23 protein-coding genes are annotated in these 19743 nt (G+C 44.9%); 15 read left to right on the plus strand and 8 right to left on the minus strand.

The genetic code is table 11. The features are described 5' to 3' along the window. Positions 1-174 precede the first annotated feature (174 nt). The gene (locus tag QNH36_RS20890) at positions 175-459 is read left to right on the plus strand and encodes a hypothetical protein (RefSeq protein ID WP_251542898.1); all 285 of its coding nucleotides are present in this window, start codon (positions 175-177) and stop codon (positions 457-459) included. A gap of 25 nt (positions 460-484) precedes the next feature. Continuing rightward, positions 485-826 (plus strand): spore coat protein, encoded by a 342-nt coding sequence (locus QNH36_RS20895; protein WP_251542900.1) that lies wholly within the window; start codon positions 485-487, stop codon positions 824-826. 165 nt (positions 827-991) lie between these two features. Here QNH36_RS20895 and QNH36_RS20900 read toward each other — a convergent pair whose 3' ends face one another. The 5 genes from QNH36_RS20900 to QNH36_RS20920 are packed head-to-tail and all read right to left on the minus strand — an operon-like array spanning position 992 to position 4904. Further along, complete coding sequence (locus QNH36_RS20900; RefSeq protein WP_144479004.1) at positions 992-1234, minus strand: DUF2573 family protein; 243 nt, start codon at positions 1232-1234, stop codon at positions 992-994. 4 nt (positions 1235-1238) lie between these two features. Continuing rightward, positions 1239-2012: an IucA/IucC family C-terminal-domain containing protein gene (locus tag QNH36_RS20905; protein ID WP_144478461.1), complete on the minus strand. Its 774-nt coding sequence runs from the start codon at positions 2010-2012 to the stop codon at positions 1239-1241. Further along, positions 2009-2830 carry an ABC transporter ATP-binding protein gene (locus QNH36_RS20910; protein ID WP_144478459.1) on the minus strand — a complete coding sequence of 274 codons (822 nt, stop codon included), beginning with the start codon at positions 2828-2830 and terminating at the stop codon, positions 2009-2011. Before QNH36_RS20910 ends, QNH36_RS20905 begins: the two co-directional genes overlap by 4 nt. A gap of 17 nt (positions 2831-2847) precedes the next feature. After that, positions 2848-3903 (minus strand): FecCD family ABC transporter permease, encoded by a 1056-nt coding sequence (locus QNH36_RS20915; RefSeq protein WP_144478456.1) that lies wholly within the window; start codon positions 3901-3903, stop codon positions 2848-2850. Further along, positions 3900-4904 (minus strand): FecCD family ABC transporter permease, encoded by a 1005-nt coding sequence (locus QNH36_RS20920; RefSeq protein WP_144478455.1) that lies wholly within the window; start codon positions 4902-4904, stop codon positions 3900-3902. The genes QNH36_RS20915 and QNH36_RS20920 overlap by 4 nt, the downstream gene beginning before the upstream one ends. Positions 4905-5144: 240 nt before the next feature. Here QNH36_RS20920 and QNH36_RS20925 point away from each other — a divergent pair, with 240 nt between their 5' ends. The 4 genes from QNH36_RS20925 to QNH36_RS20940 all read left to right on the plus strand — a co-directional run bounded on the left by QNH36_RS20925 (position 5145) and on the right by QNH36_RS20940 (position 10031). After that, positions 5145-6107 carry an ABC transporter substrate-binding protein gene (locus QNH36_RS20925; RefSeq protein WP_144478453.1) on the plus strand — a complete coding sequence of 321 codons (963 nt, stop codon included), beginning with the start codon at positions 5145-5147 and terminating at the stop codon, positions 6105-6107. Between the two features lie 205 nt (positions 6108-6312). Continuing rightward, positions 6313-7857, plus strand: coding sequence for a spore germination protein (locus QNH36_RS20930; RefSeq protein WP_144478451.1), 1545 nt, complete (start codon positions 6313-6315; stop codon positions 7855-7857). A 19-nt stretch (positions 7858-7876) separates the two neighbouring features. Next, positions 7877-8974 (plus strand): GerAB/ArcD/ProY family transporter, encoded by a 1098-nt coding sequence (locus tag QNH36_RS20935; RefSeq protein WP_144478449.1) that lies wholly within the window; start codon positions 7877-7879, stop codon positions 8972-8974. Then, positions 8964-10031 (plus strand): Ger(x)C family spore germination protein, encoded by a 1068-nt coding sequence (locus QNH36_RS20940; RefSeq protein ID WP_144478447.1) that lies wholly within the window; start codon positions 8964-8966, stop codon positions 10029-10031. The genes QNH36_RS20935 and QNH36_RS20940 overlap by 11 nt, the downstream gene beginning before the upstream one ends. Before the next feature lie 55 nt (positions 10032-10086). On the opposite strand, the gene QNH36_RS20945 is transcribed toward QNH36_RS20940, so the two are convergent. Next, complete coding sequence (locus QNH36_RS20945) at positions 10087-11262, minus strand: FtsW/RodA/SpoVE family cell cycle protein (protein ID WP_144478445.1); 1176 nt, start codon at positions 11260-11262, stop codon at positions 10087-10089. A 394-nt stretch (positions 11263-11656) separates the two neighbouring features. Between QNH36_RS20945 and QNH36_RS20950 the strand changes: the two genes are divergently transcribed. The 6 genes from QNH36_RS20950 to QNH36_RS20975 all read left to right on the plus strand — a co-directional run bounded on the left by QNH36_RS20950 (position 11657) and on the right by QNH36_RS20975 (position 16601). Further along, positions 11657-12439: an undecaprenyl-diphosphate phosphatase gene (locus tag QNH36_RS20950; protein WP_144478442.1), complete on the plus strand. Its 783-nt coding sequence runs from the start codon at positions 11657-11659 to the stop codon at positions 12437-12439. Positions 12440-12648: 209 nt separating this feature from the next. Beyond that, entirely contained in the window at positions 12649-12927 is a 279-nt protein-coding gene (locus QNH36_RS20955; RefSeq protein ID WP_144478440.1) for a hypothetical protein, read from the plus strand. 278 nt (positions 12928-13205) lie between these two features. Then, positions 13206-14126 (plus strand): substrate-binding domain-containing protein, encoded by a 921-nt coding sequence (locus QNH36_RS20960; RefSeq protein ID WP_260983610.1) that lies wholly within the window; start codon positions 13206-13208, stop codon positions 14124-14126. A gap of 3 nt (positions 14127-14129) precedes the next feature. Continuing rightward, positions 14130-14999, plus strand: coding sequence for an ABC transporter substrate-binding protein (locus QNH36_RS20965; protein ID WP_144478438.1), 870 nt, complete (start codon positions 14130-14132; stop codon positions 14997-14999). Positions 15000-15174: 175 nt separating this feature from the next. Next, the gene (locus tag QNH36_RS20970) at positions 15175-15873 is read left to right on the plus strand and encodes an ABC transporter permease (RefSeq protein WP_144478436.1); all 699 of its coding nucleotides are present in this window, start codon (positions 15175-15177) and stop codon (positions 15871-15873) included. Further along, on the plus strand, positions 15870-16601 hold the full coding sequence (locus tag QNH36_RS20975) for an ABC transporter ATP-binding protein (RefSeq protein WP_144478434.1): 732 nt from the start codon (positions 15870-15872) through the stop codon (positions 16599-16601). Before QNH36_RS20970 ends, QNH36_RS20975 begins: the two co-directional genes overlap by 4 nt. 100 nt (positions 16602-16701) lie before the next feature. Here QNH36_RS20975 and QNH36_RS20980 read toward each other — a convergent pair whose 3' ends face one another. After that, positions 16702-17259 (minus strand): PH domain-containing protein, encoded by a 558-nt coding sequence (locus QNH36_RS20980; RefSeq protein ID WP_144478432.1) that lies wholly within the window; start codon positions 17257-17259, stop codon positions 16702-16704. A 145-nt stretch (positions 17260-17404) separates the two neighbouring features. Here QNH36_RS20980 and QNH36_RS20985 point away from each other — a divergent pair, with 145 nt between their 5' ends. From QNH36_RS20985 to QNH36_RS20995, 3 genes are all read left to right on the plus strand, one after another. Beyond that, positions 17405-18751: a sensor histidine kinase gene (locus tag QNH36_RS20985; RefSeq protein WP_144478430.1), complete on the plus strand. Its 1347-nt coding sequence runs from the start codon at positions 17405-17407 to the stop codon at positions 18749-18751. A gap of 50 nt (positions 18752-18801) precedes the next feature. Then, a complete protein-coding gene (locus QNH36_RS20990) occupies positions 18802-19104 on the plus strand; it encodes a hypothetical protein (RefSeq protein WP_144478428.1) in 303 nt (100 codons plus the stop codon). Between the two features lie 115 nt (positions 19105-19219). Continuing rightward, entirely contained in the window at positions 19220-19375 is a 156-nt protein-coding gene (locus QNH36_RS20995; RefSeq protein WP_186326801.1) for a hypothetical protein, read from the plus strand. Positions 19376-19458: 83 nt separating this feature from the next. On the opposite strand, the gene QNH36_RS21000 is transcribed toward QNH36_RS20995, so the two are convergent. Continuing rightward, positions 19459-19602, minus strand: a complete 144-nt coding sequence (locus tag QNH36_RS21000; RefSeq protein WP_283904118.1) for a hypothetical protein — start codon at positions 19600-19602, stop codon at positions 19459-19461. Positions 19603-19743 lie beyond the last annotated feature (141 nt).

Genomic DNA, 19743 nt, shown 5'->3' on the forward strand with positions numbered 1-19743 from the left:
AAAAATTGCTTCATCTATATCTATTTTGCAAAATCATTTTATCACTTTTTGAGAACTTTGAATATTACTTTCGTAGAAAAATGTTCTTTTTTGGCGAATCTTGACCTGCATACTTTATTTCGGCGCGGGAACGATAATATCCGTAGGAATGATCAAAAAACAGGAGGTTCTATTATGCAGCAGCAAAACATGAATTTTCAAAGCCAGCAGCAAGGGATCATGCAGACGCCGCCATCCGTTGTATCCACTAAGGATTCCCTATACTTAACCGATATGCTTTCATGGAATTTACTTGCCATGAAAAAAGCACATTTCTTTGCACAGCAATGCCAGGATCAGGAACTGAAGATGGAAATCGAAAAGTGCGGCCAAATGCACCAGAAACATTACGAGAAAATCCTTACGCACCTGAACAGCCCGCAAAACCAGGCATATTCCCAAACGCCAGGAATGCAATAATCTAACCAGACAGGAGGAAAAGCGGATGAACCAGAATCAGCAGAAAATCCAAAATCCAGAAACACAGGTGCAGAAGACACCACAAATGAATGAGCGTGATTTCATCAATGATATTTTAACGACAGAAAAATACATGACTGACGCTTACACACAGGCACTCCATGAAGCGAGCCACGATCAGCTGTTCCAGGATGTACTTGCAATCTACACAGAAACAGCAAACGCACAGCGCAGCCTTTACAACTTGATGTTCAAAAAGGGCTGGTACGCAGTCGAAGCGGCGGACGCGCAAAAGCTGCAGCAATCACACCAGCAATTCCAGGGGTATACGAATCAATTTCCTTATGGCGGACAGCAGCTTCAGTAATTCCATATGTGTTTCTCACCGAACCGGGCACAACGTCCGGTTCTTATTTTGTTTTTTCGTGCTAAAAAATGACTTTCCTCTTTCCTTTTCACCTTCAATTGGATATTGAAACTCAAGAAGGCCTTTTCCTTATAATAAACCACCTCGCTTAGAGATGGCCCTTGGTTATTTCTGGCGGTTTCGCTCATTCATTTCTTTGATTTCCGCGATCACATTCTTGATCTGCTCCTTTGCCTCTGGATATTCCGCATTCCAATGTTTAGCCAGAGGCGGCATTGACTTGGCGATATGACCGTACAAAATCCACGTTTTTACCTTTTCGATATTTTCAGCTGAGGCTTCGCCAACCAGAAGTTCAGTATACTTTTCCAGCAATCCGTTGATTTGTTCATTCATATTATTCTCCATCATCCTACTCCTTTTTTCCTCCGCCGCATGTGCGGGGACAAGTTTTGCAGAAATCGCCTTTTCCCTTTAGCCTGTAGCTGTAACAGCAGGTTTCTCGTACCCTGATATAAGAATCTGTTACTTCTTGATAGATTGGTTTAGTGTAATATCTTGCAATCGGGTTTTTGTGATACCTTCCGAATAGTCTGCCGGGAGCTGACTCAACCAAAAAAGCAAAGTCCTCTGCTGCCTTCACCCTTACATCTGGGTCACCGGATTCATTCAGGATTTTTTCATAAAGCCAAAAGATATAGACCGCAACATTTTCCCACAGCACCAATTTTGAGATTTTCGCAGATTTTGAGATGGCATCCATGACAGGAAACAGATTGTCGACAAATAAGTGCCTTACTGCTTCCATCCGCCACACTTCCCGTTCCTCGTCCGGACACACATCGGCAATTTTGCTTTTCAGATAAAACTCTGGAAGCCAAAGGCCATCTTTGATAGCATCAGCAAGGATAATATTCTCAGGTGAAACATCAAGCTTTTTGTTAAAAGCGGTCATTGAATATAAGTATAGAACTGCCAGGAAGGCATGTCTTTTCATGAATACTGAAGCAGCCGTTTTCGCATCCGGTGCCTTCAATCCCTCATTGAACCTATCCAGATAAGCTCCCATCATTGATTCATCCATGAATGGCTTGAATTCAATTTGGACCTCCTTATCAGGTTCAGAAACGACAAATCGGTAGTTGGCGAGAATACCGCTTTCCTTTGCTGTCAACTCCGCGTTCATATTGGCGCACCCACATTATCCCTGAGTATGCGGCGGCCTTTACCATGTGGAATGCATAATGGCGTACCGAATAGCGGATCAATCGTCACTTCGCAATCCATTCCGAAAACATGCTTCACAAGACCGCAATTAATAACAATTTCCGGTTTTCCCTGGTCAAAAATCTTCTGGTCTTTGATTGCCACAATATTGTGGGCATACCTGCATGCCAGGTTCAGGTCATGCAAAACCATGACAATCGTTCTGCCTTCATTTTCATTCAACTCATAAAGCAAATCAAGAATGTCGATTTGATGGGTCATGTCCAAATACGTCGTTGGTTCGTCGAGAAGGATGATATCAGTGTCCTGGGCCAGGGTCATCGCAATCCAGGCACGCTGTCGCTGTCCTCCGGACAATGAATCGACTGTCCGATCTTTAAGATGGTTGATGCCTGTTGCCTTCAACGCATTCTCAACACTTTTTTCATCTTCTTCAGACCATTGCTTCAGCCATGTCTGGTATGGATATCTTCCCTGTTTCACAAGCTGCAGGACCGTTAATCCTTCCGGCGAGGAAGGAGATTGCGGAAGGATTGCCATTTTGCGGGCAACTTCCTTTGTTGACAGCTTTGCAATCGATTCGCCTTCAAGCAGAATTGATCCATCCCGAGGCTTGAGCAGTCTCGCGATCGAGCGAAGCAAAGTCGACTTGCCGCAGCCATTCCCTCCTATAAAAACAGTAATCTCGCCTTTGGGAATTTGAAGGTCTAACTCATTTATGATGATCGAATCTCCATAGGAGAGAGTCAGTTTTTCTGTTTCAATTGCCTGGGCCATGTCGGTTCCCCCTTCTGTTAAGAATTTCGTGTCTTGAATAACAGGTAAATAAAATATGGCGCTCCTATGCCTGCGGTGAAAACGCCCGCGGGGACTTCCAATGGCGAAAACATCGTCCGCCCTATCAAATCAGCAAGCATGACAAGAATGCCGCCAATTAAAGCAGATACTGGCAAAAGCGCTCCGAATGCAGAACCGACAAGCCTTCTGGCCATATGTGGTGCCATCAGGCCGACGAAACCAATTCCACCGGCAAAAGCAACTGAGCTGGCTATAAGCGCGGTGCTGACCAGCAAAAGCGCAAAACGCTGACGCTGGACATGTCCCCCGACACCAGTAGCGATATCTTCCCCTAGTTCCTGTACATTTACCTTTCTGGCAAGAATGAAGGAAATCAAAAGCATGATGATTGTCCATGGTACGAGCACAGCTACATTTCCCCATGTTGAGCCATATACCGTACCGGTAATCCAGATGTTCGCCTGGCTGGCCCTGTAAATTGGCCCCATTATCATCATTAGTGTAGTCAAAGCCTGCATCATCGCGGAAATACCGATACCAATCAAGACGAGGCGAATAGGCGAAACACCATTTTTCCAGGAAAGAAAATAAACGAGGAAGGCTACGATCGCAGCACCAGCAAACGCGGCAACCGGCATCCATTCTATACTTACTGTCAAAGCATTATTGTCATCACTGAAAATAGCTAAAAATCCGACTACTGCCACCGATGCTCCCCCGGTGATCCCCAAAATATCAGGTGAAGCAAGCGGATTTCGGATCATGCCCTGCAGAAGTCCTCCGGCAACAGCCAGGCTGATTCCAACCATTAGCGCTACGATTATTCTCGGAAGACGGAAGGATTGCACAACCAATCTCTCCATATCGCTTCCCCCGCCAAAAAACACAGCAAGCACTCTTAGCGGGCTTATTTCCATATCGCCCAATCCAGTACTGATGACAAAGACAGCAAAAGCCGTAACAAGCAGGCCAATCATAACAGCTGCGGCTTTTTTATCGATTAAAAAGGATACTCTATCCTTGAAAAATCTTAAGCTTTTAAACTGGCTCATTTTCCGTTGAACCCCTTTCTCGCGATATAAATGAAAAATGGAGTTCCGATCATCGCGGTCATCACACCTACCGGGATTTCCTGCGGCATTAACACATATCGGGCAGCGATATCCGCCGCCAACAGCAGCATCCCGCCGAAGATCGCCGAGAAAGGAATGACCCAGCGGTGATCAATGCCAACTACTGCCCTTGTCAAATGCGGGATTACAATACCGAGGAACCCAATTGGACCAGCCACAGCCACAGCGCCACCGGATAAGAGGACTATGATCACGCCCGCGCCCAGCTTTACAAATCCGGTATTCAAACCAAGCCCCTTGGCCACATCTTCCCCCATTGACAGTACATTCATTTTCGTGGAAATCAGAATGGCTGCGATCCAGCCAATCGCCAGATATGGGAGGACACCGATGAGTGTTTCCAGCTTACGTCCCTGCACAGAGCCCGCAAGCCAGTAAAGCACCTGTTCGAGTGCTGCTTCATCCAACACGAGCAAACCCTGTGTGAACGATGAAAACATCGCGCTCATCGCAGCGCCGGCAAGTGTCAATTTCATGGGTGTCAATCCTTCACGTCCTGCTGACCCGATTACATAGACGCTGATTGCAGCAAGAGCAGCACCTAAAAAGGAAATCCACGCGAAAGCCTGGAGGCTGCCGACTGAAAAAATCGTCACCGCCACTACCACCGCGAACCCAGCCCCCGCATTAACTCCAAATATGCCAGGTGATGCAAGCGGGTTTTTCGTCAATGTCTGCATCAGGACACCCGCGATCGCCAGGCTTGCCCCCACTGCTGCGGCAATCAGCGCACGCGGCAGCCGGACAGATTGAATGATGATATGTTCATTTGATCCGTCATATTTAGTGAAGGCATCGAAAGCAGTTCCCCATGAAGTATCGGTATATCCGTAAACGATGCTTGCACATATTAAAAAAAATATAAAGATGATAGCGGCCAGGAGCCCTGCCAATCTGTGAGCATTGGTTTTCAGCAGCATAATGATTAACCTTTCTTGTTTACAATGTGGCTTTTTTAAATTAAGTTAGTTGCTTATATTGTTTATTTACTGTACGTGAAATTAGCACTCTTTTCACCATTTGACGAAACATATTCACAAAATTGTCAATGATGATGAAAATCATTATCAATTAGTATTGACAATGTCTCCTCTTGCATTTTATCATAAAGAGGCAGTAATTGAAAATGATTATCAATACCAACACAGGAGGAAATACATATGAAAGTTACCAAACACTTGCTGGTTCTTATCAGCATTTTCACCATCCTGCTTTTGGCAGCATGCGGGACAGATGAGGATCAGGCGAAGGATATAGCTGAAAAGCCTAAAGAAAAAGAAGAAAGCTATACAGTGGAACACGCTATGGGTACAACAACCCTGGAAAAGAGTCCTGAAAAGGTTGTCATCCTGACAAATGAAGGAACGGAAGCACTTCTTGCACTTGGAGTCACACCTGTGGGAGCGGTCCAGTCATGGACAGGAGATCCATGGTATGACCATATTGCAGAGGATATGAAAGATGTAAAAGTCGTTGGCGTTGAAAGCCAGGTTAACGTAGAAGCAATTGCTGCGCTTCAGCCTGATTTGATCATTGGGAATAAGATGCGCCAGGAAGATATTTATGAACAGCTTAAAGCAATCGCACCTACCGTTTTTGCGGAAGATCTTCGCGGAAACTGGAAAAACAACTTTGAACTTTATGCAAAAGCCGTGAACAAAGAGGAAAAAGGCAAGGAAGTACTAGCTGCCTATGACAAGCGCATTGAAGATTTAAAAGAAAAGCTTGGAGATAAAATAAACACTGAAGTATCAATGGTCCGTTTTATGGCCGGCGATGTTCGTATTTACCACAAGGATTCATTCTCAGGAGTGATTCTTGAACAAATTGGCCTGGCCCGTCCAGAAAGCCAGGACCAAGAAGACTTTGCTGAAAAAGGCGTAACGAAGGAAAGAATTCCGGCAATGGACGGAGATATCCTGTTCTACTTCACATATGATGAAGGTGACGGCAAAGCAACTGAAGTCGAAAAAGAATGGATCGAGGATCCGTTATTCCAAAACCTAGAGGCAGCAAAAAAAGGTGAAGTATATAAAGTAGATGATGCCATCTGGAATACAGCAGGCGGAGTCAAGGCTGCCAACCTGATGCTTGATGATCTTGAAAAACATATGTTGAAATAAAATCCCCCCAAGATTTTATTTTTACTAATTCCCTCCCCATATATATATAAAGCAGAAAACCCGCAAAGATATGCGGGTTTTTTTATTCTTCCAAATGAGCACTAGGTTGATGATAGGAGGCATATTTAACAAAATTTCGTAATGACTTCATATTCCTCCCAATTTCGGAAATGATAAGCGTAAACCAAGATTGGCGGAGAGTGCAATGAGAAAGTTATTCAAGAAAAAACTGCTGGAAGACATTGAAAAAGAAGCGGCCAGGCAGGATACAGATGGTCAAAGGCCTGACCAATATCTAAATGACCATGGCTGGGAAAATACGCTTTTCAAGTCGCACGATTATAAAAAAACCTTTTACGTGAACCAGAAATCAGAAAAAAAATTCTGTTTTTCCTTTATTTCCACTCTTGTGGATGAAAGCCTTCTTCAGAATAATGCTCTCCCCGGACTGCTTGAAGGTGATTTTTTCACCATTGAAGATGTCAAAAAGCTGGTCCCCGTCGCAGATGTCCAGGTATCGGACAAGAACGAGGAGATTGAAACGAAGCTCTTTAACGGCTATGTACTGCTGACCCTTGAAAATGAAGAGAAATATTTTGCGTTCATCGCAGCACAGAAGGAAATCGTCCGCGCAGTCGGGATGCCAGAAGTCGAGTTCAGTGTCATCGGTCCAAAAGAGTCTTTTGTCGAGTCAATTGACCAGAATCTTAATATGATCCGGAAAAGGGTTCCTGTTAAAGAGCTAATCGTCGAAAACTACACGGTTGGTTCGCTTTCAAAAAGTGGGGTCGCTGTCCTTTACATTGATGGCATTACAAATAAGGATAATGTCGATACGGTCATTCAGCGAATTAAGGATATCGAGTTTGATGAAATTACGGATAGTTCCTATATTGTGCAATTAATTTCAGATAACCAGAATTCTCCCTTCCCGCAATTGCTCGATACAGAAAGGCCCGACCGGATTGCGGCTGTACTCGCGGAGGGAAAAGTCGCCATCCTTGTTGACGGGTCACCACATGCGCTGATTGGCCCTACGACCCTGGTCGAATTTTTCGGGTCATTCGAAGACTATTTCCTGAATTATTTACTCTCTTCTTTTTTCCGTTTGGTTCGTTTGTTCGCTGTTGCCTTCTCGATTCTGATTACACCGATTTATGTGGCAACTTTGTCGTATCACTATGAATTGATCCCGAAGGACCTGCTAAGCACATTGATTACGTCTAGAAGAGAAATTCCCCTTCCTCCTATCCTGGAAGCATTGTTCCTTGAGCTGACGATCGAACTTCTGCGTGAGGCTGGAGCCCGACTGCCAACCAAGGTTGGCCAGACAATCGGTATCGTGGGCGGTATCGTAATCGGGACAGCTTCCGTTGAAGCCGGCCTGACCAGTAATGTCCTGCTGATTATTGTTGCGTTGGCCGCACTGGCGTCCTTTACAACACCTGTATACCGAATGGGCAACACAATCAGGTTGCTGCGTTTTCCATTCCTGTTGTTCGCGGAGCTCTGGGGCTTGCTCGGAATCGTCGTCTCCTTTTCATTCCTTCTGACCCATTTGCTTAGACTGACATCTTTGGGAAGGCCATTTTTGGAACCTCTTTACCCTCCCAGGGTCACTGATTTCAAGGATGCGATCATCCGTCTGCCGTTTACGATGCAATACAATCGGCCACAATATTTGAGGACGGAAAATCCTGCCCGCTTCAGTGAGAAAAAGGCGAAGGAAAAGAAGGATATTGATGAATGAGCATTGGAGGTTTTGAGTCATGCAGCAGCCAGTACCCGAAAGATTGCAAGTTTCACCCTTTCTCGTTCTCTATTTGATCATGTCCATGCAAATCGGCATCGGGGTACTGGGTTACCAGCGAATCATCGCGAAGGCTGCAGGTTATGACGCCTGGATCTCCGTTCTTGCTGCCGGTTTGAGCATCCACATTATTATCTGGATGATCTATAAAATTTGCGGGACAGTCGAAGGAGATATTGTGGCGGCGAACGCTTATGTGTTTGGCAAAAAAATCGGCAATATGATAAGTGCCATTTCCATTATCTACCTTCTCATTTTTGTAATGGCGGTATTACGGACCTATATTGAAGTCATCCAGGTATGGATGTTTCCTGAAATCAGCGCGTTCTGGTACAGCTTTGTTTTTTTGATTCTTTCTATCTACATCGTATTTGGAGGGTTTCGCACAGTAACTGGTGTTGCCTTTTTCTGTATCGTACTGCCAAGTTATCTGCTGCTGACTTTCGGTTTCACATTAAAATATGCAGATTTCACGAACCTTCTGCCGATTTTTGATCACTCTGTTAAAGAACTTGCAACCAGTGCCTATAATATGTCTTTGACCTATATCGGATTCGAGATCCCGCTTTTTTTCTATCCATTCATTAAAGACGCACCCAAATCCCAAAAGTGGGCTCATCTAGGCGTCTTTTTGACGACTATAATCTATACTGTCCTGGCAATCATTACATTCAGTTTCTTTTCAGAGGGCCAGCTGGCAAAATCCATTTGGGCGACCCTCGACATGTGGAAGATCGTCACCATGCCCTTCGTTGAAAGGTTTGAATATATTGGGATTGCCAACTGGAATCTGATCATCCTCCCGAATGTATGCATTGCCCTTTGGGGTGGCAGCATGATTTTAAAAAGGGCTTTTAAGCTGCGGCAAAGAAAAGGCGTCATTGGTCTTGCCTTGATATGTTTAGTTGCGATCATGTTCTTTGATACTCGTGCTAGAATCAATCTTCTGAATGATTGGACTGCAAGAATCGGCTTCGTCATAACCTATGTTTATATCCCCTTTTTATTTATCGCCACATGGATTGCGAAGAAGGTGAAAAATAAAAATGAGAATTAAAATGCTCTGTCTGATTATCACAGCCGTAATGGCCCTTACCGGCTGTGTCGAAAAAGAAATCATCGATGATGTCAATATTGAAATGGGCGTGGGTTATGACGTGGCTGAGGATGGAAAAATTGAAGGAACCGTCATGATTCCCATCTTCAACCCTGATAAAAAGATCGGCAATTTCACCTATTCCGCCACGGCCTTAAGCAGTATGGATCTCATCCAGGAGGTACAGCGGAAATCAGCGCAGCCAATTGTTACAGGCGCACTGGAAATTGCCTTGTTCGGAGAGGATATTGCCAAAAAAGGCATCAGCGAGTATACAGATGCTTTTCAGCGCGATGCGAGTATCGGCGCAGGGGTTTATTTTGCCGTAGCTGATGAGTCAGCAAAAAGTATTTTATCCGGTACATATGGAGACCGTGGGAACGCCGTACACTTATCCCAACTGATCGAGCACAATATGAAAAACCGGAATCTCCCTGAAACAAATATGCATCTGTTTACCTTTGACCGTTTTCAGGAAGGAAAGGATCCCTACCTCCCCATCTTAAAAAAGGTAGAGCCGGAGATCGTGGATATCGTAGGGATTGCATTATTCAAAGATGATCAGCTTGTAGGCGAACTCCCTCCTGAAAAAATGTTCTTTTTCAAACTGCTGACAGATAAGTTCAGCGAAGGGTCTTTTAAGCTTTCCGTAGATAATAAGAAAGCTGTTATAAAAGACCTGGATTCCAAACATAAACTAAAACTGACAAAACGGGACCCTTACACCATCACAGTGGATATCAAAATTAAAGGCCTGATACGGGAATATACCGGGAATATCGTAACGCCGGCGATTATCAAAGATATCGAAAAGCAATTCGAAACACAGGTCAACAAAGAGGCCACCGCAATGATCAAAGATTTTCAGGAAAAGGGCACCGACCCGGTAGGATTCGGCCACTTCATTAAAACCAAAACGAGAGGCTTTGATTTTAAAAAATGGGAAGATGAATACAAAAACCTGACCGTGCATGTTAACACTGATGTGGTCATTACTGAGGTAGGAATCATTGAATAAGAATTGGGTCTTGAACAGGAAAAAAAAACGAGCAGGAATCGATTCCTGCTCGTTTTTATGTGGATGTTGAAAACATATATTTTTTGTAATGGTACCGTATCGAGAAGATCAGGCTGACGGCAAGCATATTCCCCATCAGGGAGCTGCCTCCGTAGCTGATGAATGGCAGCGGAATTCCGGTGATTGGCAGAAGGCCGATCGTCATGCCGATGTTCTGGAAAACGTGGAAGGTGATCATGCTGATAACACCTACACAAATATAGGTATAAAAATCGTTTTTTGTTTCCATTCCGATTTTCGTGATCTGATAAATCAGCAAGAAAAACAAGCTGACAAGAACACTTGCACCAACAAATCCAAATTCCTCACCGATTATGCTGAAAATGAAATCGGTATGGCTCTCCGGAAGGTAAACTTCCCTTGTTCCATAGCCTTTACCTACTGTTTCACCGGAGCCAATTGCCAGCAGCGATCTCGTCAGCTGGAAGCCGGTCGAACTCTGATAATTATATGGATCCAGCCAGGAATAGATCCGGCCGAATTGATACTCTTTTACGCCAAGGTATTTCTCAAGAATTTCTGGTTTCCAGATGACAAAATAAAAGATAATCGAGATTAATGTTAGACCTGTGCCAAAAATCGGTACTAGCAGCTTCCATGTGATGCCGGAGATGAAAATCATCCCGAGCATGATCGCAATATACACAAGCGAAGTCCCAAGGTCAGGCTGCTGCATGACAAGCATGAGCGGCGCCATTGTCACCAAGCCGATTTTAATCAAAAGCCATAAGTCTGTTTGGATCGTTTTTAAGCGGTATTTCTGATGATGATCGACTATCACTCTCGCCAGAGCCAGGATGATGAACACTTTGACTAGTTCAGACGGCTGCAGCGTCCCCATTGCCGGCACCTTGTACCAGCTTTTTGCTCCATTGATGACCGGAGCGATACCTGAGGGAGCAACAATCAACCCTGCCAGCAGCACCAGCCCAAAGCCGTAAGCATACCAGCTCAGTTTTTGCAGCTGGTCGGAATCCAGTGTGATGACCGCGGTAATGATGCCGGCACCGATGACGTACCAGATAATCTGTTTGATCAGGAAGTTTTCAGAGCCATACTGCCCCGTTGTCTGGGCGCTGTAAATGGCAATGCAGCTTGCAAGAAATAAAAGGATCAGTATCGTAACCAGCCCATAGTCGAGCCGGGAATTATTTTTTTGATTCGATGTCATGTTTATTCCCCTTTTTAAATGAAGGACGTTTTCTGCAAAAATATCAGAAGAACTGTTCAATACTTCATTATATTTTTTTCGACAATAAATCACAACTTCTGACTCTGAAATGGTTATTATTACATATCCATATTCACTGTATTCAGGCATATTGACACAGGCGGTGGCTTGTGGCAATTTGGTGGCGTCCGCAACATGAGAACATGGCACTCTATGATGTCATCAAATTGAAGCACAGTCCAACGGTAAAATTCATATGAGGCTCACATTCCGGTGGTGTCACCAAAAGGAAGCTGGCCTTCCATTGGAGTCATCAAAAAATAGCTTGCATACCACCGGGACATGTTTCATAGCTTTGTAATGGACAAAGTCTTTGAAAAAGTGGGGATACTTCATGCTATCTAAAATTGAAGCTTTTATTCTTGGGCTGATTCAGGGACTGACCGAGTTCTTGCCGATCAGCTCGACCGGGCACCTTTATCTCGGCAGGAACCTGTTTGGGCTCGAGGAAGCTGGCCTTCTGCTCGACACGATGCTACATGTTGGTACGCTTCTGGCCGTATTTGTGTTTTATAGGTATGAATTCATCAAGATGTTGAAAAATCCATTCGGGAAGCTGACCTTCCTGCTTGTTGTCGGTACGCTTCCCGCTGTCGTTGTCGGTTTGCTGTTTGAGGATTATTTTGATGAAATCTCCAAAACAGGCGTGACAATCGGCTGGGAATTCCTGATCACTGGAACATTGATGTGGTTCGCGGATTCGATTAAAAATGGGCGTAAAAAGATGGATGACATCAGTTATACAGATGCCCTTGTAATCGGGAGCTTCCAGGCTGCTGCGATCTTCCCGGCTATTTCCCGTTCAGGGCTGACCATCGTCGCTGCGCTTTGGAGGAAGCTTGACCGCGAGACAGCAGCTTACTTCTCTTTTCTGCTTTCGACGCCAGCCATTCTCGGGGCAATCGTCCTTCAGGGAAAGGACCTCTTCAGCGGCGGGAGCGAGACGATTTCACTTCAGGCTTTGCTGATTGGCATCATTTCGGCTGCGATTTTCGGTTATATCGCCGTAAAATGGATGATTGGCTATTTAAAAAAGCGCTCATTAAAACCTTTTGCGATTTATGTATGGGTAATCGGGCTGATCGTGCTGTATTTTCAGTTCACCGGGCAGTTCTGAAATTTTTTATAGCGAGTTTTTCATTTTTATAGCGAGTTTTTACTTTTTATAGCGACTTTTATTTTTTTATAGCGACTTTTTACTTTATATAGCGAATTGGAAATTCCACGCGTTTTTTTCCAGTAATCAACTACGAAAAAATGCACACCATTCACAAGATGGTGTGCATTTTTTGATGTCAGGCCTGTGCAAATAGATGTGCGCCATTTATGTCAGGCATGCACATGAGGTGTGCACATTTATCAGCAGCCGCCGTCGCCGCCCATGAGGACGAGGCCTTCACGGTATTCGTCATATTCGAGGGCCATGCCTTCTGTATAGTCGACGATATTGGATTCAATCGCAACTTGGATTTCATTGATTACTGTTACATGATCATCTTCTTCCGGCTCTTCCAGAGCCAGACCAATCTGCGGGCCTCCTCAGCCAAAGCCGCCAAAGTAGACGCGGATACCTTCCGCATTGCGCTCTGCGAGGATTTCTTTTAAAATGTCGCGCGCTTTATCTGAAATCTGCATTCTCCCGTATTCCTTTCTGCATCAAATATTTCTAGAGTTTAGTTTACCATGTATTGAATCAGAAATACACGATACTGCCTGGAGTATTTTGTGAAGGTTTTATTTGGTAATCTAATTCCTAAATTGTGAACAAAATATGATAAACCACAAACAAAACTTAACGAAAATAAACAAAACCAAACAAAAACTCTACCTAACTATTAAATATTTTATTATATTTAGATTAGGAAGAAAAGGAGGGAAGCCTTTTGCAAATTTACACTCCCGATGAAATCGCCTCCATGCTGAAGATTTCAAAGCATACCGTCTATGAAATGATCAAGCGCGGAGACCTTGCCGCTTTCAAAGTGGGCAATAAGATGCGCATCGAAGAAAGCGAGTTTGAAAGATACAAAACCAGCATGTCCGCAACTCCTGCCAGAGTTCAGGAAGCAAAGGGAAATTCCCAGCATTCTGTGCAGCTCGCTGGCAGCCATGATTTCCTGGTCGAACAGCTGGTAAAGTACATAGCCTCTGAAGGAACGGGACTCAGCATCACTCCCTCCTACATCGGCAGTCTCGAAGGTCTGATGATGCTGTATCGCGGCAGCGCCGATATTGCGGCCGTCCATTTGCTCGACCCGACATCGCAGCAATACAATCTTCCCTTCATCCGGCAGCTGTTTGTCCACGAGCCTATTACCGTTATGAGGCTTGCTTCAAGGGAGCAGGGTATGATTGTCGCGAAGGGCAATCCAAAGGATATTACCGGGGTCAAAGATTTGGCAAGGACTGACGTCACTATTGTCAATCGCCAAAAAGGAGCCGGCACCCGTTTCCTGCTCGATTCCTTCCTTGCCAATGAAAAACTTGAGCCGACAAATGTGAAGGGTTATGAAAATGAAGAGTGGACACACCTGGGGGCTGCAGCTCATATCAGCAGGGGTACAGCAGATGCAGCATTTGGAATCAGGTGCGCAGCAAGCCAGCTAGGTCTCGATTTCATCCCGCTCACGAGGGAACAGTTTGACTTAGTGTTCCGCTGGACTCCTGGAAACAAAGAAGCCCTCCAGCACTTGATCGACCTGATCCAGCTCACCAATTTCAAAGATAGCATTGCAGACCTTGATGGCTATGATGCTGAAGAATTCGGAAACATCATTTATGGAAACCACTCAACGGAGGAATAAGGAATGAAATTCAAACATTTAATTTCACTATTGCTTGTACTTATGTTCGCTTTTGTTACAGGCTGTTCTGACTCCTCGACAAAGGAAGCTGAAAATCAGCAAGAGACAAAAACGGAAAAAACAGAAAAAACGGATTTGATCCTAGCGACAACTACCAGTACTCAGGATAGCGGCCTTCTTGATGTTCTGAAGCCTGATTTTGAAGAAAAAAACAATTATAATCTGAAAATCATTGCCGTTGGTACCGGACAGGCTCTTGAAATGGGAACACGCGGTGAAGCGGACGTCCTTCTTGTGCACGCACCTGCAGCGGAGGAAGAAATCGTAAAAAGCGGCGATGCCATCAACCGACAGAAGGTCATGTACAATGACTTCATCATTGTTGGACCAGCTGAAGACCCAGCAAAAGTAAAAGGCTTAACAGTACCTGAAACATTGAAAAAAATCATTGATACAAAAGCTTCATTCGTGTCTCGTGGTGATGATTCCGGCACTCATAAAAAAGAGATCGAACTTTGGAAGAAATCTTCTCTTGATCCGAAAAGCCTTGGTGATGCATATATCGAAGCTGGACAAGGGATGGGTGCAACACTGCAGATCGCTTCCGAAAAACAAGCTTATACTTTGACAGACCGTGCTACATTCCTGGCTCAGAAAAAGAACATGCCTGACACCGGAATTTTGGTTGAAGGTGACGAAAGCCTGCTGAATATTTATCACGTTATGCAAGTTAACGAGGAAAAACATGATAAAGTAAATGCAGAAGGTGCGAAAGCATTTGTCGACTATATGACCTCAGAAGAGACAAAGAAGATTATCAAGGAATTTGGCACCGATGAGTACGGCGAGCCATTATTCTTCCTTTTTGAATAAGAAAATTGGAACAGTCTTGATTATCCCGACAAGAAATGAAGCCGTTCTTTGGCTTCATTGGCAGGTACGAAGCATCTCCAGGGCTAAGGCGCTGGAGATGGACAATTCTTGAAGTGTAATACTTCAATTCTCAGAAATTTTGCAAGTACAAATTCAAAAGAAAGTCTGATTGCGTATGGAACTTTTATTAGAAGGATTGAAAAAAGCGATAGAAATGATCCTGTCAGGAGACCGGGAAATCCTCGAGATTACCCTGCTGACGCTGAGGGTATCGATTACAGCTGTGCTGATCAGCACAATGATCGGTATTCCAGCGGGAATGTTCCTTGGGCTTGCCCGATTTCCGGGAAGGAAGCTGCTCCTTGCCATCATCAATATCGGCATGGGCCTCCCTCCTGTCGTCGCTGGTCTATGGATCACTCTTTTCCTGTGGCGCTCTGGTCCGCTTGGCGATCTGGCCTGGCTGTACACGCCAACCGCAATCATCATGGCACAGATTCTCGTTTCACTGCCGATTGTCACAGCGCTGACAAGCACGGCATTCCAGCAAATCAATCCTAAACTGATCCTTCAGGTCAAAGCGCTTGGAGCGACGAAGTTCCAGCTATATTGGATTTTGATGAAAGAAGTAAAGCTTGCGATTCTTGCCGCCATCATAGCCGGATTTGGACGAGTCATTGCCGAGGTCGGCGCCGCAATGATGGTCGGCGGCAATCTCAGCGGCGAGACCCGGATCCTCACGACTTCGATTGTCATGGAAGTATCGAAAGGCAATTTCGATATCGCTCTTGCACTTTCATTCATCCTGATGACATTGGCGTTCATTATCACATTTAGCCTGACTTACTTACAGCAAAGGAAGCGGAGCCTATGACCCCACTGATTACTGTAAAAAATTTAGAAGTGAGAGCCGGGAAGAAAAACCTGCTGTCCATCCCCCACTTTGAGATACAAGACGGAGAAATCCTAGGGATCATGGGTCCGAATGGTGCTGGAAAAAGCACTTTTATAAAAGCTTTGTCCCTGCTGGAGAAACCAGCTCAGGGCTCGATTTTTTTCAAAGGTCAGGATATCTCTGACGATCTCTCTCTTAAGATGCGAAGAAAATTCGCTGTCGCGATGCAACAGCCGCTGCTTCTTGATACAACCGTTTTTCAAAATGTTGCGATTGGCTTGAAGCTAAGGAATCTTCCCCGCCAGGAAGTAAAGCAAAAGGTTGCCTACTGGCTGGAAAAATTCCAGATTAGCCATCTTGCCAAAAAACACGCAGCATACCTGTCCGGCGGCGAGGCCCAGCGTGTCAACCTTGCCCGGGCAATGGTGCTTGAGCCGGAAGTCCTGTTCCTCGATGAACCCTTCTCTGCACTTGACTTCCCCACGAAGGTGCAGTTATTGAAGGATATTAAGTCGATTATCGGGCAGACGAAAACGACAACAGTTTTTGTCAGCCACGATCTTATGGAACTGAAATACCTTGCTGGAACGCTTGCGATCCTGATGGATGGTGAGCTGAAACAGACTGGTCCCACAGAGGAAGTGTTGTCATCCCCCAACGCATCTGCTTCCACTTTTATAAATGATTGGAAAAGCCTTCTCAATTAGTTGCTTAACAGCATGGCTGCAAGATGCCATGCTGTTTTTTCAAATAGAGGAAGGATATAAATTCAAGGAAAGCGGAGAGCCCTGCTCCTCCGCTTTTTTGCTACTGCATATTCGTTTCCTTTTCCTGGTCAACAAGCTCATTCTCGTCCGCTTCAATGAAGAATGGGACTTTCATTTCAAGCAGGAAATCGATGAGCCCCTGCTTGTCTTTAATATTGCTCAGGCCTATATTGAAAGCCGGAAATCCTGTTTTGACATTCAGCCTGGCGAGACGCTGACCTCCCTTTGGCATTGCATTCAGGTAGTATTCCTCATCCTTAAGGATAATGCCCAGTGTCGCATTATTATGTACCTCATATGGCAGAATCCCCTCAATGTCTTCCCAGGGAATGAAGCCAGGTCCTGCCTTCCCTCTTAATGTGAGACCGCGGTCACTGATTGTTACATTGGCCTCTTTTTGGAAAAAAGTTTTTCCGAGAAAGACCAGACTCCATCCAAGAATCAGGATGATTGCCCCAAACAATACAAGTCCTCCCCCATTTCCCTCTGGTTCTGACATCATGCTGAGGAATCCCCAACTAAATCCGATGGTCACGAGACTGATAAAAAAGAACAGGACCGCTATCCTCAGCTTGGAAAAATAAAAATCTTTCTCCATGTTTTCGCTCCCCCTTTTTTGTACACTTGGATAAATTACCCATTATTGAAATGCATAAACCAGTTTATTCCATTTATCAAACACTTATTATCACTCTTCTTTTTTAGTATGATGAATATAAAGATATCCTTTGGAGTGAGCAAATATGGATCGCATTTCACTTAAAATAGGCATTGTATTTTTCATAACAATATTGATGGTTGAGGGCTTCCTGTTTTACTTTCTTCACTCATCAATCATCCATTCACGAATTGATGAAGAACTGGATTCCCTGCTGACACGCGGGAATAACCATCGAGATATTCTGGAAACTTCCTATACTGCGGAAACGATTCACCACATTACAACGATGGAATCCAGGACGGAAACTCATGTTGTCATCACCGGCCAGAATGGTGAAGTGGTTGCTTCCTCCATTCCGGTTGACCAATACATACAAAATATTATTACCGCAGCACCGGACGTTCCGCGAACCGGCTTGATCCTTGAGGATGACTGGCAGGACAAGAAGTACATTGCTTCGGTCAGCCCTTTAGAGGCAAATGGAAACGTCTATATGTTCAAGAACACGCAGCGTGTCCAGGGGCTGATCGCCAGGCTTAACAGGCATTTCTGGCTTGCGGGAATCCTGCTGCTTTCTTCAATGGTAGTCATCACACTTTTCCTTTCCAGATTCATTACAAAGCCAGTGATCAAAATGAATGAGGCAACCTTGAAGATCCGCCAGGGCGACTATTCTGTCGCTTTGCCCCGCCTTGGGAACGATGAGCTGGGAGAACTGGGGGAATCGATCAAAGTGCTGGCGGATGACCTCAACCATATCAAGCAGCAGCGCAGTGAGTTTCTCGCAAGCATTTCGCATGAACTAAGGACACCGCTGACTTATATAAAAGGTTATGCAGACATTGCTGGAAGGGAATCAACGAGTCCAGAGGACAAAAGCAAATACCTGCAAATTATCAATGAAGAAGCAGCCAGGCTGTCCGATCTCGTCAAGAGTTTATTCGATCTAGCCAAAATGGATGAGAATACTTTTCCCATCCAAAAAGAGCCTTTGGAGCTTTGCGGATTTTTGCATAGCATCCAGATGAAAATGCTTCCCTCCTTCCAGGAGATAAATATCATGCTTAACTTAATCTGTGACGAGGAAAGCTATATCGAGGCCGATCCAGTCCGTTTTGAGCAGATCGTCATCAACCTGCTGGATAATGCCCGGAAGTATTCTGCTGCAGGCACAACAACTACAATTCATGCATTTAAAAAGAGCGGCCGCACACATCTTACGATTGAAGATGAAGGGAAAGGCATCCCTAAAGAGGACCAGGCATGGGTTTTCGACCGTTTTTACCGCGTCGACAAGTCGCGGTCATCATCCCTTGGCGGCTCTGGCCTTGGGCTAGCCATCGTAAAGGAGCTTGTGGAGGCGCATGGCGGCAAAATCAGACTTAAAAGCGAGCCCGGCAAAGGGACAATTTTCGAAATTATTCTTTGACTGGTTTTAAAATCATCAAATATGGAATACATAATAGAGGGGTGATGTCATTGAAACGAGTTCATTCGTTGGCGGAAATTGTTGAAGCTGTAAAAGAAGATCAAAATCCAAAGAAAATTTTGCTCAGCCAGCATGAGACCTCCCGCTCTGCAGTCACACTTGGCGACGAGGACACGGAGTCCGGTACAAGGCTGCGGGTAAAGGCCGTGCTGGAAGATTCCTTGTACTTTTCCGAGGAATTCACCGATGACACGCTTTATGAGGAAGCAAATGAGCTGATTCAGGAATTGAAGGAAACCGCTCAAGTAACGAATGTGAGCGAAAAAGAAATCGAACAAGCGATCAAAGAGTAAGCAGAAGGGGCAGCTGTCAGACAGCTGCTTCTTTTTTTCATACTAAGAAAACAGTACATATTGCTCCCTGCTTTCCGGGAAAACTAAACTGAACTTACTACTAGGGGGGCTTAAAATGACCAAAAAGAACAATAAAGGCAGCAAAAACCAGAATTCACCGAGGCTCGGCAACCAGATGGCTGAGTTTTCCGGCGAGTTGGCCAGCGGGGATAACAGCAAAGGCAACAAACGCAACAAAGACCAGAACGATAAAACGGACCGACATCAATAAAACCAAGGCAAAAGCCGGCACTCGTCTGCCGGCTTTAGTCCATTTCCGTTAGTATGGCTGATTGGTTATTAAGGTTTGCGGGGTCAACTCCGTCGCTTTTGTTTTCGTTCATAAAAAGCATCCTGAAGCTTCTGATTCGCCTCCGTCGTCTTTAAATGTTCTTCCATCTCACGTTGATTCCCAGGCTTTGCGTTTGGATCAATGTCCACAAGTTTATCCTTATCCATGTTGAATCCCTCCTTAAGTTAGTATCAGCGGCCGTGTTTGTTTTTACCCGGATAAATGCTGAAACGAACTTACAAAATTAGGGAATACATATGGAATAGGCGCTTCCGGTGGACGGCAATAAAAGAGAAGACACAGTAAAC

It is taken from the genome of Mesobacillus sp. AQ2 (assembly GCF_030122805.1).
GTDB lineage: Bacteria > Bacillota > Bacilli > Bacillales > Cytobacillaceae > Mesobacillus > Mesobacillus oceanisediminis_A.

Coding starts and splice junctions, on each gene's coding strand:
- QNH36_RS20890 (WP_251542898.1), top strand. CDS start 175: ATGCAGCAGCAAAACATGAATTTTCAAAGCCAGCAGCAAGGGATCATG.
- QNH36_RS20895 (WP_251542900.1), top strand. CDS start 485: ATGAACCAGAATCAGCAGAAAATCCAAAATCCAGAAACACAGGTGCAG.
- QNH36_RS20900 (WP_144479004.1), bottom strand. CDS start 1,234: ATGGAGAATAATATGAATGAACAAATCAACGGATTGCTGGAAAAGTAT.
- QNH36_RS20905 (WP_144478461.1), bottom strand. CDS start 2,012: ATGAACGCGGAGTTGACAGCAAAGGAAAGCGGTATTCTCGCCAACTAC.
- QNH36_RS20910 (WP_144478459.1), bottom strand. CDS start 2,830: ATGGCCCAGGCAATTGAAACAGAAAAACTGACTCTCTCCTATGGAGAT.
- QNH36_RS20915 (WP_144478456.1), bottom strand. CDS start 3,903: ATGAGCCAGTTTAAAAGCTTAAGATTTTTCAAGGATAGAGTATCCTTT.
- QNH36_RS20920 (WP_144478455.1), bottom strand. CDS start 4,904: ATGCTGCTGAAAACCAATGCTCACAGATTGGCAGGGCTCCTGGCCGCT.
- QNH36_RS20925 (WP_144478453.1), top strand. CDS start 5,145: ATGAAAGTTACCAAACACTTGCTGGTTCTTATCAGCATTTTCACCATC.
- QNH36_RS20930 (WP_144478451.1), top strand. CDS start 6,313: ATGAGAAAGTTATTCAAGAAAAAACTGCTGGAAGACATTGAAAAAGAA.
- QNH36_RS20935 (WP_144478449.1), top strand. CDS start 7,877: ATGCAGCAGCCAGTACCCGAAAGATTGCAAGTTTCACCCTTTCTCGTT.
- QNH36_RS20940 (WP_144478447.1), top strand. CDS start 8,964: ATGAGAATTAAAATGCTCTGTCTGATTATCACAGCCGTAATGGCCCTT.
- QNH36_RS20945 (WP_144478445.1), bottom strand. CDS start 11,262: ATGACATCGAATCAAAAAAATAATTCCCGGCTCGACTATGGGCTGGTT.
- QNH36_RS20950 (WP_144478442.1), top strand. CDS start 11,657: ATGCTATCTAAAATTGAAGCTTTTATTCTTGGGCTGATTCAGGGACTG.
- QNH36_RS20955 (WP_144478440.1), top strand. CDS start 12,649: ATGTCAGGCATGCACATGAGGTGTGCACATTTATCAGCAGCCGCCGTC.
- QNH36_RS20965 (WP_144478438.1), top strand. CDS start 14,130: ATGAAATTCAAACATTTAATTTCACTATTGCTTGTACTTATGTTCGCT.
- QNH36_RS20970 (WP_144478436.1), top strand. CDS start 15,175: ATGGAACTTTTATTAGAAGGATTGAAAAAAGCGATAGAAATGATCCTG.
- QNH36_RS20975 (WP_144478434.1), top strand. CDS start 15,870: ATGACCCCACTGATTACTGTAAAAAATTTAGAAGTGAGAGCCGGGAAG.
- QNH36_RS20980 (WP_144478432.1), bottom strand. CDS start 17,259: ATGGAGAAAGATTTTTATTTTTCCAAGCTGAGGATAGCGGTCCTGTTC.
- QNH36_RS20985 (WP_144478430.1), top strand. CDS start 17,405: ATGGATCGCATTTCACTTAAAATAGGCATTGTATTTTTCATAACAATA.
- QNH36_RS20995 (WP_186326801.1), top strand. CDS start 19,220: ATGACCAAAAAGAACAATAAAGGCAGCAAAAACCAGAATTCACCGAGG.
- QNH36_RS21000 (WP_283904118.1), bottom strand. CDS start 19,602: ATGGATAAGGATAAACTTGTGGACATTGATCCAAACGCAAAGCCTGGG.